This is a genomic window from Mycobacterium sp. E1747 (assembly GCF_001667775.1).
Taxonomy (GTDB): domain Bacteria; phylum Actinomycetota; class Actinomycetes; order Mycobacteriales; family Mycobacteriaceae; genus Mycobacterium.
Window position 1 is genome coordinate 60,065 of sequence record NZ_LZJI01000047.1, and the last position, 13,182, is coordinate 73,246.

12 protein-coding genes are annotated in these 13,182 nt (G+C 68.5%); 7 read left to right on the forward strand and 5 right to left on the reverse strand.

The genetic code is table 11. The features are described from left to right. The first annotated feature begins 359 nt into the window (after positions 1-359). From A5695_RS04360 to A5695_RS04380, 5 genes are read left to right on the forward strand one after another with little or no spacing between them, the layout of a single operon-like run. Positions 360-1,397, forward strand: a complete 1,038-nt coding sequence (locus A5695_RS04360; protein ID WP_068078644.1) for a sulfate ABC transporter substrate-binding protein — start codon at positions 360-362, stop codon at positions 1,395-1,397. Beyond that, positions 1,394-2,278, forward strand: a complete 885-nt coding sequence (gene cysT / locus A5695_RS04365; protein WP_068078646.1) for a sulfate ABC transporter permease subunit CysT — start codon at positions 1,394-1,396, stop codon at positions 2,276-2,278. Before A5695_RS04360 ends, cysT begins: the two co-directional genes overlap by 4 nt. Beyond that, on the forward strand, positions 2,275-3,093 hold the full coding sequence (cysW, locus tag A5695_RS04370) for a sulfate ABC transporter permease subunit CysW (protein WP_068078648.1): 819 nt from the start codon (positions 2,275-2,277) through the stop codon (positions 3,091-3,093). The genes cysT and cysW overlap by 4 nt, the downstream gene beginning before the upstream one ends. 15 nt (positions 3,094-3,108) lie before the next feature. Further along, a complete protein-coding gene (locus A5695_RS04375; RefSeq protein WP_068078650.1) occupies positions 3,109-4,188 on the forward strand; it encodes a sulfate/molybdate ABC transporter ATP-binding protein in 1,080 nt (359 codons plus the stop codon). A gap of 55 nt (positions 4,189-4,243) precedes the next feature. Continuing rightward, positions 4,244-4,921: a phosphodiesterase gene (locus tag A5695_RS04380; protein WP_068078652.1), complete on the forward strand. Its 678-nt coding sequence runs from the start codon at positions 4,244-4,246 to the stop codon at positions 4,919-4,921. A 13-nt stretch (positions 4,922-4,934) separates the two neighbouring features. On the opposite strand, the gene A5695_RS04385 is transcribed toward A5695_RS04380, so the two are convergent. The 5 genes from A5695_RS04385 to A5695_RS04405 all read right to left on the reverse strand — a co-directional run bounded on the left by A5695_RS04385 (position 4,935) and on the right by A5695_RS04405 (position 11,005). Further along, complete coding sequence (locus A5695_RS04385) at positions 4,935-5,921, reverse strand: alpha/beta hydrolase (RefSeq protein WP_068078655.1); 987 nt, start codon at positions 5,919-5,921, stop codon at positions 4,935-4,937. A gap of 65 nt (positions 5,922-5,986) precedes the next feature. After that, positions 5,987-7,342, reverse strand: coding sequence for a TIGR01777 family oxidoreductase (locus tag A5695_RS04390; RefSeq protein ID WP_068078657.1), 1,356 nt, complete (start codon positions 7,340-7,342; stop codon positions 5,987-5,989). Positions 7,343-7,351: 9 nt separating this feature from the next. Beyond that, positions 7,352-8,596 (reverse strand): glycosyltransferase family 4 protein, encoded by a 1,245-nt coding sequence (locus tag A5695_RS04395; RefSeq protein ID WP_068078659.1) that lies wholly within the window; start codon positions 8,594-8,596, stop codon positions 7,352-7,354. Positions 8,597-8,609: 13 nt separating this feature from the next. Further along, positions 8,610-10,172, reverse strand: a complete 1,563-nt coding sequence (locus A5695_RS04400) for a glycoside hydrolase family 57 protein (RefSeq protein WP_156749459.1) — start codon at positions 10,170-10,172, stop codon at positions 8,610-8,612. Between the two features lie 26 nt (positions 10,173-10,198). Then, entirely contained in the window at positions 10,199-11,005 is an 807-nt protein-coding gene (locus tag A5695_RS04405; RefSeq protein WP_068078663.1) for a bifunctional 2-polyprenyl-6-hydroxyphenol methylase/3-demethylubiquinol 3-O-methyltransferase UbiG, read from the reverse strand. Positions 11,006-11,232: 227 nt separating this feature from the next. On the opposite strand from A5695_RS04405, the gene A5695_RS04410 reads away from it, so the two are divergent. Then, entirely contained in the window at positions 11,233-12,024 is a 792-nt protein-coding gene (locus A5695_RS04410; protein WP_068078664.1) for an electron transfer flavoprotein subunit beta/FixA family protein, read from the forward strand. A gap of 39 nt (positions 12,025-12,063) precedes the next feature. After that, positions 12,064-13,017, forward strand: coding sequence for an electron transfer flavoprotein subunit alpha/FixB family protein (locus tag A5695_RS04415; protein ID WP_068078666.1), 954 nt, complete (start codon positions 12,064-12,066; stop codon positions 13,015-13,017). Positions 13,018-13,182: the final 165 nt, after the last annotated feature.

Sequence of the window (13,182 nt, forward strand, 5' to 3'; positions counted from 1 at the left end):
GCGCCCGAGCGGAGCGCGGTTGCTGGTCGACACGGCCCGCCAGGGTGGGGCCGCGGGGCACACCGGGCACCGGGTCGGTGTTACGCGATAGTTAACGCGGCGACGTCTGCCGAAACGTTCACTCCCTTACGGTCCGTCGTGTCGGTTGCATCCGGTTGTCGTCGCCCGCGGGCGCGCCCGTGCCTTGTTAATCTTCCCCCATGCGCGTGGCAGAGGATGTTTGCTCAGTACCCGTGCATTGTTGTCGCTGACTCTTCGAGCCCGTTGCGCGGTCCGGTATGGAGTTGATCACCCACTGATGCCTCTAGGTAACCGGCCGCGGGACGCATGGATCAAACCACCGCGACGGAAGGCCATCAATGCTCCACCGCATCGGCAGCGCACCGCGTCGGCGGCATGGCGCCGCCCTCGCGCTGTTGTGCGGCCTGGTCACCGCCTGCGGCGGGGGTGCCAGTGACGCCGTGGGCGGGACGGGACTGACGAACGCGAACACCAAGATCACCCTCGTCGCCTACTCGGTGCCCGAACCCGGTTGGAGCAAGGTCATTCCGGCGTTCAACGCTTCTGTGGACGGCAGGGGGGTGCAGGTGGTTGCCTCCTATGCCGCCTCTGCCGACCAGTCCCGCGGGGTCGTCGAAGGCAAACCGGCCGACGTCGTGAATTTCTCGGTCGAACCGGATGTCACCCGGCTGGTCAAGGCCGGAAAGGTCTCCGCCGAGTGGGACAAGGATGCCACCAAGGGCATCCCGTTCGGCTCGGTGGTGACGTTGGTTGTGCGCAAAGGAAATCCGAAACAGATCCGGGACTGGGATGACCTGCTGCGCCCGGGCATTGAGGTCGTGACGCCCAGCCCGTTGAGTTCGGGTTCGGCCAAATGGAACCTGTTGGCCCCGTACGCGGCCAAGAGCGGCGGGGGAAAGGATGCCGGCGCCGGCATCGATTTCATCAGCAGATTGGTGCACGAGCACGTGAAGCTGCGACCAAGTTCGGGCCGTCTGGCCACCGACGTCTTCGCCGAAGGCAGTGGCGATGTGTTGATCAGCTACGAGAACGAAGCCATCGCCGTTGAACGGCAAGGGAAACCGGTCGAACACATCACACCGTCGCAGACCTTCAAGATCGAGAATCCGCTGGCAGTCATCGCCACGAGTCCACACCTGGACGCCGCGATTGCGTTCAAGAACTTCCAATACACGGCAGCGGCGCAACGGCTATGGGCCGAGGCCGGTTTCCGGCCGGTCGAGCCGGCCGTGGCGGACAAGTTCCGCGACCTCTATCCGGTGCCGGTCAAACTCTGGACGATCACGGATCTCGGAGGATGGGCCGACGTCGATAGGCAGTTGTTCGACAAGAGCACCGGCAGCATCACCAAGGTCTATCTGAAGGCCACCGGATGACCACCGCCGTCGTCCCCGAACCGGAAGCGATTAGGCCAGCACTCATTCCGCGCCGAGTGCGGCCAGCTCAACCGGCGATCCCGCGGTCCCGTTCGGGCGGGCTGTCGCTCCAAGTCGGGGTGGCAACGCTGTGGCTCTCGCTGATTGTGCTGCTGCCATTGGCCGCGATCGCCTGGCAGGCTGTCGGCGGAGGATGGCAGGCGTTCTGGTTGGCGATCACCTCGCACGCCGCGCTGGAGTCCTTCAAAGTGACGCTGATGGTTTCCGTTGTCGTCACGGCCATCAATTTGGTGTGCGGTCTGGCGACCGCCTGGGTGCTCGTGCGCGACGACTTCGTCGGCAAAGGCGTGATCGACGCCATCATCGATCTGCCGTTCGCCCTGCCGACCATCGTCACCAGCTTGGTGATGCTCGCGCTATACGGCAAGAACAGCCCGATCGGGGTGCACCTGCAGCACACGCCGCCGGGCGTCACGGTCGCGTTGATCTTCGTGACACTGCCCATGGTGGTGCGCGCCATCCAACCGGTGCTGCTGGAAATCGACCGTGATGCCGAAGAGGCCGCGGCGTCACTGGGCGCCACCGGCCCGAAGATCTTCACGTCGATCGTCTTGCCGTCTCTGCTTCCGGCGCTGCTATCCGGTGCGGGCCTGGCATTCTCACGCTGCATCGGCGAGTTCGGCTCGGTGGTCACGATCGGCGGTCAGGTGCCCGGCAAGACCGAGGTGTCCTCCCAGTGGATCCGCGCCTTGATCGAGAACGACGACCGGACCGGCGCGGCCGCGATATCGATCGTGCTGCTGTCGATTTCGTTCGCGGTGCTGTTCCTCTTGCGGATCGTCGGTGGCCGGCGGGCCCGTCGCGAGGAGAAGGCGCCGTGAGCCCGGTGAACTGGGGCCGCTACCTGACCCGTTTCGCGGTGCTGGTGTACCTGGCGGTGATGTTGATCGCTCCCGTGGCCATCATCGTATGGCGAGCTTTTCGTCCCGGGTTGAATCAGTTCTACGACTGGGTGACTACGCCGGCGGCGATTTCGGCGCTGCAGCTGTCGTTGCTCGTGGTGGCCATTGTCGTTCCGTTGAATGTGATCTTCGGTGTGCTAGTCGCACTCCTGCTGGCCCGCAGCAGATTTCGTGGCCGGGGCGTGCTGCAGACGGTCGTCGACCTGCCGTTCGCCGTCTCGCCGATCATCGTGGGCGTCGCCCTGATCGTGCTGTGGGGCTCGGCCGGGGTGCTGGGGTTCGTCGAAAAAGACCTCGGCATCACGATCATCTTCAGCACTCCCGGCATCGTGCTTGCCAGCATCTTCGTCACGCTGCCGTTCGTGGTGCGCGAGGTTCAACCGGTGCTACAGGAGGTAGGGATCGAACAGGAGCTGGCGGCGGCCACTCTGGGTTCGACCTGGCGGCAGACGTTTTGGCGGATCACGCTGCCGTCGATTCGGTGGGGCCTGACCTACGGGATCGTGCTCACCACCGCGCGCACCCTAGGCGAATTCGGCGGCGTGATCATGGTGTCGTCCAATCTGCCGGGGGAATCACAGACGCTGACATTGCTGGTCAATGACCGCTACAACCGGGGGGCGGAGTACGGCGCCTACACGCTGTCGACGTTGATGATGGGCGTCGCCGTGACGTTCCTGATCGTCAAGGTAATCCTGCAGGTTCGCCGAGTACGCGCGAAAATCGAGACTTGATAAGGAGACTCGGACATGGTCCAGATCAGTGATTCCGACTCGCACGCGATCATCGTGCGTGATGCCTACAAGCGCTATGGCGATTTCGTGGCGCTGGACCACGTGGACTTCCTGGTGCCCACAGGCTCGCTGACCGCGCTGCTGGGCCCCAGTGGCTCGGGCAAGTCGACACTGCTGCGCACCATCGCTGGTCTCGACCAACCGGACAGCGGAACGATCACGATCGGAGACCGCGACGTGACGCACGTGCCGCCGCAACGCCGCGGCATCGGATTCGTGTTCCAGCACTACGCGGCGTTCAAACACCTGACCGTGCGCGACAACGTCGCGTACGGGCTGAAGATCCGGAAACGCCCCAAGGCCGAAATCAAAGACAAGGTCGACTACCTCCTGGAGGTGGTAGGCCTCAGCGGACTTCACCGCCGCTACCCCAACCAGCTTTCGGGGGGTCAGCGGCAACGCATGGCGCTGGCCCGGGCGCTGGCCGTCGACCCGCAGGTGTTGCTGCTCGACGAGCCGTTCGGCGCCCTGGACGCCAAGGTGCGCGAAGACCTGCGCGCCTGGTTGCGCCGCCTGCACGACGAGGTACACGTCACCACCGTCTTGGTCACCCATGACCAGACGGAGGCTCTGGATGTCGCGGATCGAATCGCGGTCCTCAACAAGGGCCGCATCGAGCAGGTGGGATCGCCGAGCGACGTTTACGACTCCCCGTCGAACCCATTCGTCATGTCGTTCCTGGGTGCGGTATCGGAACTCAACGGCGCCCTCGTCCGCCCGCACGACATCCGCGTGGGTCGCAACCCAGAGATGGCGGTCGCGGGCGGCGACGGCAGCGCGGCGTCCGTCGGCGTCGTGGCCGCCACCGTCGATCGGGTGGTCACACTGGGTTTCGAGGTGCGGGTCGAGCTGACCAGCGCCACCAGCGGTGCGCCGTTCACCGCCCAGATCACCCGCGGCGACGCCGAAGCGCTGGCCCTGCGCGACGGTGACACGGTGTACGTGCGGGCGACTCGGGTACCGCCGATCGGCCGCCCGGCCACCCGGCCGGCCGGCGGGGTGGACCGGGACGAGACCACGTTGACCACCGCGTGACCGAGTAAGGAGTTTTGCCGCGTTTCCGGTGCGACGAAAAGGGAACCCGCCGCCGGTGAGCGTTTCCGATCTTGTCGCATTGCCCTTCCAGTGGGGCTCCGCCATCCGGGGCAAACGGTTGTTCCATCCGGTCGGGGTACTGGCGGAGGGCTCCATCGAACGGGTCGCCCCCGCGGGCCAGGGGCTGCCCATTCCGTCGTCCGAGGTCGTCGCCAGGGTGTCGAAGGCCAGTGGCACCCCTGGCGCCTTGCCCGACTTCATCGGCCTGGCCTTCCGCGTCACACCGCCGCAGGGGACGGGGCCATGGGACATCCTGGTCGTCTCCTCCGGCTCGGGCCTGCTGTCCCGAGCGCTGGCGCTGCGCCCGGCCGCGTCGTGGAGCGATCAGACCCTGACCACCCTGATGCCGCTGCACTACCAGGGAGCCAACTGGTGGCTCAGGGCCCGCATCGTCAGCCGCATCGACGGTCTCGGCCTGTCGCTGGACAGCGTGCGCGAGCGCCTCGAGCACGACAACATCGAGGTCTCGCTCGACCAAGCCTGTGGCAGTGGCGATTTCACGCCGTTGGGCCGGCTCACGTTGACCCGGGTCATCGACCCCGAACGGGCGTCGGACGTGTCGTTCGATCCCGTGATCAACACGCCGCCCGGCCTGAGCCTGCACCCGCGGTGGCTCGCCGATCTGCGCGCCCGCGCTTACCGGCGAAGCCGCCACGGCAGGGACGCGGAATAGGAGACGGCCTCCGTCACGGCAGCGTGGTGATCGTGCCGGCCACCAGGAGCTCGGTGTAATAGCTTCCGCCCGGGTAGAAGTCGGGAGTGTCGGTGCCCGCGAGCATGTCGCCGATCCAGCCGCGGGTCAGTCCCCACACCGCGGCGACGTTGTCCGCCTTGGGGCGACCGCACACCAGGTTCTCGTAGACCGGCGACGAGGGACCCATCGCGTCGCCGTGAGCGCCGGTGGTGATTTTCACCCCGTGAAACGTTCGGTCCGGCAGGTACCGCTCGATGGCCTTGGTGCCGCGTTGAAAAAAGTTGCACAGCAGGTGGGGCGACGCCGTGGCATAAATCGGCAGCCCCGTTCCCGCGAGGCCCGCGAGCGCGTCTTCGGTGTTGGAACCGAGGAAGGACTTCACGCCGTCTTCGCTGACGATGCCGCTCAGTCGGGTGAAGGCGGCCGGGTAGGAGCTGTGCAGGCGCTCGGCCACGTATTCGACGGCCTCGGCCCCCGCCGAGTGGCCCACGAAGACCACGTTGTCGGGTAGCGGCGCCCCGGGCCGGCCCGCCTGCTCCGCCGCCATCGCGAACGACGTCGCCAACGCGCCATGCGGGTCGTCTTTATGGGCGAAGACCTCGGCGACGTTGTCCAGGAACCCTCTGTTGTCGATCAGGTGCTCCACGGTGCAGCCGAAGAGGTTGACGGTGGACAGCGTGGTGGCCACCACCAGGTAACCGTTGGCTGCGAGCTCGGGGCCGAAGGCGGACCATACCTTCTTGCCTTCCACAAAGCCGTGCTGCAACCAAACCAGCCCGAGCGGCGGCGTGCTGGGGAAATACCACGTCGTCGGTATCGCCTGAATCGTGCTCGCGCAGGCGACCTCGGTCGTGCTGTCCGCTTCCGCGGATTCGGCCCGCGCGGGGCGCCCAGAATACGTAATCACGGCCAGCGCGACGACGCCGATCACGATCGCGCTGGTGCGACGGGCACGCCGGGTCAGCGCCCCAGAGTTCATTAAGTGATTGAACCATTAAGTTAGTTAAATAGGGAACCATCGGTCCCGAATGCCGCGTGCGCAGTTCAGCGGGCCTGTCCGAGCAGGTGGCGGAGCGCCTGCTCAAGGTCGGGCTGGCGGAACCGGTGCCCCACCGCGTTCAGCTTGTGCGGAAGGACGCGCTGGCTGGCGCAGGCCAGTTCGCGGGCGCCCTGCTCGCCGAGCAACACCCGCGGACCCAGCGAAGGAACCGGCAACACCGCGGACCGGTGCACGATGTGCGCCAGCGTCGCGGTGTACTCGCTGTTGCGAACGGGCTGCGGGGCAACGGCATTCACGGGCCCCGACAGTGCCTGGTCCCACAGCGCGCGGTGGTAGATGTCGACGAGGTCGTCGATCCCGATCCACGACAGCCATTGCCGGCCGTCGCCCAGTCGTCCGCCCAACCCGGCGCTGAACAGCGGGCGCATCAGCTTCAGCGTGCCACCGCGCGGGGACTGCACGATCCCGGTGCGCACCTTGACCACGCGCACCCCGGACTGCTCCGCGGGCGTGGTCGCCGCCTCCCAGTCCGCGACCACATCGGCGAGGAAACCGTCGCCACGGTCGCTGTCCTCGGTGAGGATCTCGTCGCCGCGGTCGGCTCCGTAGTATCCGATCGCCGACGCCGAGATCAGCACCGCCGGGCGGTGCGCCGCGCGGCCCAGCGCCTCGGCGAGCCGGCGGGTGGGCCCAATCCTGCTGTCGCGGATGGCATGTCGATGCTTGTCGGTGAACCGGCCGACGATCGAGGCGCCCGCCAGGTGGATGACGGCATCCACCCCGTCCAACAGTGCCGGGTCGGGGTCGTCGGGGTTCCACTGTCGCTCGTCGCCGCCGCGCGGGGAGCGGCGCACCAGCGGGATGACGCGATGGCCGCCGGTGCTCAGAAAAGCCGTCAACGCCGAACCCACCAACCCGGACGCTCCGGTGACGGCGACGGTCAGCGGGGCCAGCCCGTTGTCGGCGGCCAGTCGGTGGGCGGCAAGATCGTCGGCCAGCTGACGGTGCCGGTAGGTGAACATGGGCCGCAGCAACGAGCCGGGCACCGGCGTGTCCACCCGGTCGATGACCCGGGTGCGGCCGTCGCCGACCTCCTCGAAGTCGTGGGTGTGCCGCCAGCGCACGGCGATTCGGGTGGGCAGCGTGGCCAGGCCGTCTCCGCCAATGGCGTCGACGAAGCGGCGCGGGGGCTCATAGCCGTCGGGCTGATGGACGGCGACCCAACGCAGGCCTCCGGGCAGCGCCAGCGTCGCCCGCCCGTCCTTGAGCGAGGCGGCCTCGGAGACCAGCCGCGTGGGTTGCCACGGCGGCGAGAGCCGGGCGAACGCGCCCGGCCTGGCGTGCCAGGCAAACACGTCGCCGATCGGCGCGTCCACCACGCTCGAAAACTCCAGCCCCATCGCTGCAGGTTAGCGGCTGGGCAGCGCGTGCTCGACGATGGGCATTCGCGGCCGGGGCTGGCGCTCGGCGCGCTTGGCGGCGAGATATACCTGGGCGGTTTCCTTGGCCACGGTCTTCCAGTCGAAGGCCGAGGTGAGCCGTTCGCGGGCGGCGCGGGCGCGCCGCTGCGCGGCCACTGGATCGTCGAGCACGACCCGCACCGCCGAGGCAAGCCGGGCGACGTCGCGGGGCGGACAGGAAACCCCGGTCTGGCCGTTGATCACCGCCTCGCCCAGGCCGCCGATGTTCGACGTGACGAGCGGCGTGCCCGCCGCCGCGGCTTCGAGCGCGACGATCCCGAACGGCTCGTAGTGGCTGGGCAGCACCGCGGCGTCGGCCCGGTGCAGCACCGCGAGCAGCTCGGCATGGCCGAGGTGGCCGACGAACCGAATTGCCTTGAGCACCCGATGTTTCCGGGCCTGTTCGACGAGCCACTCCTGCTGGGTGCCCTCCCCGGCGATGGTCAGGGTGGTTCCGGGGTGGCTGCGCCGGATGCGGGGCAGGGCGGCGATCAGGTCATGCACGCCCTTCTCGTACTCCAGCCGCCCGAGGTAGAGCAGTTCGGCGGGACCGGTGCGCGGTCGTCGGTCGGCGAACGGCCAGCGCGCGGCGTCGATGCCGTTGCGGATGACCGTGATTGCGGCCAGGCCGGGCCCGAACAATTCGGTGATCTCGTCGGCCATCGACGCCGAACAGGTGATCAGCGAATCGGATTCCCGCACCAACCACGACTCGACGGCGTGCACCTGACGACTGATCGTCCCGGACACCCAACCGGAGTGCCGCCCGGCCTCGGTCGCGTGGATGGTGGAAACCATTGGTACGTCGTAGAACTGCGCGAGTGTGATGGCCGGGTGTGCCACCAGCCAGTCGTGCGCGTGCACCACGTCGGGACGCCACGGCCGGTGCGTGCCCCGCTTCTTCACCGACAGGCCCTCGCGGGTCATCGAATGGCCCATGGCCAAAGTCCAGGCCATCATGTCGGTGCTGAACGAGAACTCGTGTGGGTCTTGGGCTGCGGCGATCACCCGGACGCCGTCGACCACCTCGTCGGACGACGGGTGCGTGCTGGGGTCGGTGCCGGTGGGGCGCCGGGACAGCACGACGACCTCGTGCCCGGCGGCGGCCAGCGCCGTCGACAGGTGGTGCACGTGCCGGCCGAGCCCGCCGATCACCACCGGCGGGTACTCCCACGACACCATCAGGATCTTCATGCGGTCGCCCAGTTCATCGGGGCAGCCTGCGCGCGTCCAGTGCGCCGAACAGTCCGTCGGCGCGGTTCCATCCCTCGGCCAAACGCAGTGCGGCGTCCCGCCGCCCGGACGCGAGCGCCCCGGCGATCTCGCGGGTCGCGTGCGCATGCAGGTGGGCGCGGTAGCGCGCGTAGTCGGCGGCCGAGTCCTTGCTCACCATGAAGGGCCAGTCGCTGGAGACGGTGAGCAGGGTTTCGCGCAGGATCTGGTCGGCGACGTGGTCACGGGGAAGCGGCCCGTCCAGCGAGGCTCGCTGCGACAGTGCCTTGTCGACGGTGCTCAGCGCCGTCTCGACCACTTCGTTGTTGAGCTGGACGAGGTCGGCCACCTTGTCGCCGGCCCACACCTGCCAGTCCTTGCCCGAGCCCCACGAACTGGGCGGCAATGCGACGGGGCGCCCGACGAATCCGCCGGCGAGGGCGTCGCTCAGCGTGCCCACCCGCACGCCGGCGGCGGGCAGGGCGCGCAGTAGCCGCTGCAGCCACGTCGGGCCCTCGTACCACCAGTGGCCGAACAGTTCGGTGTCGAAGGCGGCGATTACGTGCGCGGGCCGCCCGATCCGCTCGGATTCGGTGGTCAGCCGGTTGCGCACCACTTCGACGAAGTCGGCGACATGGACGTCGACGGCGTGGTCGGCGCGGTCGGGGTCGTAGGGCGCCTTGGCCCCCGATCCCACGTTGCGGCCGGTCACCCGCGCCGGCTTGAGCCCGGTGAGGTGGTCGTAGGTGTGGAAGTCGCGGTACGCGGCGTGCCCGGGGTAGCCGGATTTCGGTGACCACACCCGGTAGCTGACCTGCAGGTCTCGTCCGAACGCGACGACGTCGGTGTCGCCGACGGGCCGGCCCAGGGCGGTGTCGCCGTGCAGCGACGGGCCGTCGACCATGAAGTGGGTGACACCCGCGGCGGCGTAGTCGTGCTCCATGCCTGGGGCATAGGCACACTCGGGCGCCCAGATCCCGCTGGGCCCCTGACCTTTTCGCGCTCCGAGGCGCGACTGCGCGTCAGCTAGCCCCTCGCGCAGGGCGAACTCGCGCAGCCGCGGCGCGAGCAACGGCTGGAAGGGGTGGGCCAGCGGGCCGCCCAGCAACTCCACCGTGCCCGCGTCGATCAGGCCGCGCAGCAGCGGACTAGCGCCGTGCCGCCACCGGGTGGCGAAGTCCTCCAGCGCGCCGTCCGCCTCGGCGCATTCCCGAATCCCCAAGGTGCGCAACGCTTCCGGCGTGCAGGATTGATAGTCGGCCGACTTCGAACGCGCGGCGGACCGGACGCTGGCGGCCTCCGCGGCGCGCAGCCGCCAGTTGGCCAGCCAATGGTGCATGCCGTCCAGGCAATAGGGGTCGTCGAGCTGCGCGTTCACCACCGGGGTGACGCCGAGCGTGATCAGACCGCGGCGGTCCTCGTCGGCCAGCGTGGTCAGCACCCGCATCAGCGGCAGGTAGGCCGCCGCCCACGACTGGTAGAGCCACTCCTCACCGACCGGCCACCGGCCGTGATGGGCAAGCCACGGCAGGTGGGTGTGCAGGACCAGGGTGAACATGCCGGGCACCCGGTCGTGCGAATCGCTCACGGCGCTACCGCGATCGCGATCAGGTCCAGGCTGTCGTCGATGTCCCGGGGCCCGCTTTCGATGTCGAAGTCGTCGCACGTCACCGCGGCGACGTCGGCCACCAGCTCCGGCGGCCACGGCGCGTCGGCAACCGCCCGCTCGATCTGCGCATCGATGATGGAGCCGCCGTGGCGGGCGTCCATCTCCCGCAGCCGCGGACCGTGGAACAGCCCGCTGATCGACACGTCGCGAAAGCCCGCGTCGAGGAGCAACTCGGTCAGCTCGGCGGCGTTGAGTTCGCGGGTGTGGAACGGGTTGATCGGGGTGTCGCGGCCGGGCGAGAAGGTGATCCGGTTCGGTGTGGAGACCATCAGCGACCCACCGCGCCGCAGCACGCGTGCGCATTCGGCGACGAATTGTGCCTGATCCCACAGATGCTCGATGACTTGGAAGTTGACCACAATATCCACCGACGCATCGGGCAGCGGCAGCGCCGCCAGATTGGCCTGCATCACTTCCACGCGCGGGTAGCGGCCGCGCACGTGGGCCACGGCGGCCTCGTCGTAATCCACGGCCAGGACCCGCCGGGCGACGGCGGCGATCAGGTCCGCGCCGTAGCCCTCTCCGCAGCCGGCCTCGAGCACCTCGCGGCCCGCGCAGCGTCGGGCCAGCCGCTGGTAAACCACCTCGTGGCGGCGGAACCAGTAATTCTCGACATCCAGGCCCGGGATGGTCCGCTCGCCCGTCAGCGTCAGCACGGGGTCAGCCGCCGGCGAGGGGTCGCCGGAGGTGTGGCAGGGGACGTCGGGGACGGTTGCGCTCATCGCATAGGCAGGCTAACGCGAAGTGTCGGATTCGCGAACCGGGAACGCGGCGGCGCCGGTTAGCGAGGGTGGACACGCCGGAAGAACCTGCAGTACCACCCGCTATGGTGTGAAGGCAGGCTGCACAAAGTTACCGAGTAGTAACCCGACCGTGCGCTGCGAAACGCGTACTGAAAGTCTCGTGGTCGACTGCTGCGAGACTCCTTCGAGGAGGACGAACCACACTCATGACGAACATCGTGGTCCTGATCAAGCAGGTCCCAGACACCTGGTCCGAGCGCAAGCTGAACGACGGCGATTACACGCTGGACCGCGAGGCCGCCGATGCAGTGCTGGACGAGATCAACGAGCGCGCCGTCGAAGAGGCCCTGCAGATCCGCGAGCGGGAGGGCGGCGAGGGGTCGGTCACGGTGCTGACCGCCGGCCCCGAACGTGCGACCGAGGCGATCCGCAAGGCCCTGTCGATGGGAGCCGACAAGGCCGTCCACCTCAAGGACGACGGCATGCACGGCTCGTGCGTGGTGCAAACCGCATGGGCGCTGGCGCGCGCGCTGGGCACCATTGAGGGCACCGAGCTGGTCATCGCCGGCAACGAGTCCACCGACGGCTCCGGCGGCGCGGTGCCGGCCATCATCGCCGAGTACCTGGGCCTGCCGCAGCTGACCCACCTGCGCAAGCTGTCGATCGAGGGCGGCAAGGTCACGGGCGAGCGCGAGACCGACGACGGGGTGTTCAAGCTCGAGGCGTCGCTGCCCGCCGTGGTGAGTGTGACCGAGAAGATCAACGAGCCACGCTTCCCGTCCTTCAAGGGCATCATGGCCGCCAAGAAGAAAGAGGTCACGGTGCTGACCCTCGCCGAGATCGGCGTCGAAAGCGACGAGGTCGGGCTTGAGAACGCCGGGTCGAAGGTGCTGTCGTCGACGCCGAAGCCGCCGAAGACCGCGGGTGAGAAGGTCACCGACGAGGGCGAGGGCGGGAACCAGATCTCCCAGTACCTCGTGGCCCAGAAGATCATCTAGACGAGCACCCATCCCACAGACGAGAAGAGCGAAGAAACCATGGCAGAAGTTTTGGTGCTCGTTGAGCACGCCGAAGGCGCACTGAAGAAGGTCACCTCCGAACTGATCACCGCCGCCCGCGCGCTGGGCGAGCCGGCCGCCGTCGTGGTCGGCAAGCCCGGGACGGCCGCGCCGCTGGTCGACGGTCTCAAGGAGGCGGGCGCCGCAAAAATCTATGTCGCCGAGTCCGACGACGCCGAGAATTACCTGATCACCCCCGTGGTCGACGTGCTGGCCGCGCTTGCCGAGTCCAACTCGCCCGCCGCCGTGTTGCTGTCCGCCAACGCCGACGGCAAAGAGGTCGCCGGCCGGCTCGCCGCCCGGATCGGCTCCGGCCTGCTGGTCGACGTGGTCGGCGTGCAGGAGGACAAGTTCGTGCACTCGATCTTCGGTGGCGCGTTCACGGTCGAGGCGCAGGCCAACGGTGACACCCCGATCGTCACGGTCCGCGGAGGCGCCATCGACGCCGAGCCGCAGGCCGGCGCAGGAGAGCAGGTCACCGTCGAGGTGCCCGCGCCCGCGGAGAACGTCACCAAGATCACCGCGCGCGAGCCGGCGGTTGCCGGCGACCGCCCGGAGCTGACGGAGGCCAGCATCGTGGTGTCCGGGGGCCGCGGGGTCGGCAGCGCGGACAACTTCCACGTTGTCGAGGAGCTGGCCGACTCGCTGGGTGGCGCCGTAGGCGCTTCCCGGGCCGCGGTCGACTCGGGTTACTACCCGGGCCAGTTCCAGGTCGGGCAGACCGGCAAGACGGTGTCGCCGCAGCTCTACATCGCGCTGGGCATCTCCGGGGCGATCCAGCACCGCGCCGGCATGCAGACCTCGAAGACCATCGTCGCCGTCAACAAGGACGAAGAGGCGCCGATCTTCGAGATCGCCGACTACGGCGTGGTGGGCGACCTGTTCAAGGTCGCCCCGCAGCTGACCGACGCCATCAAGCAGCGCAAGGGCTGATCCTCTCGGCCCAGGAGCCCCCGACGCCGCGGTGTCGGGGGCTCTCGCGTAATCACCGCGGCCAGCGCGCCGCGGGGACGCCGCCATCTGCCAGGTCCAGTGGAGACCCGGCTCGAAGTCGGTGACGGCGAATGGCGCCGGCGCCGAATCGGCGCGGCCCGATCC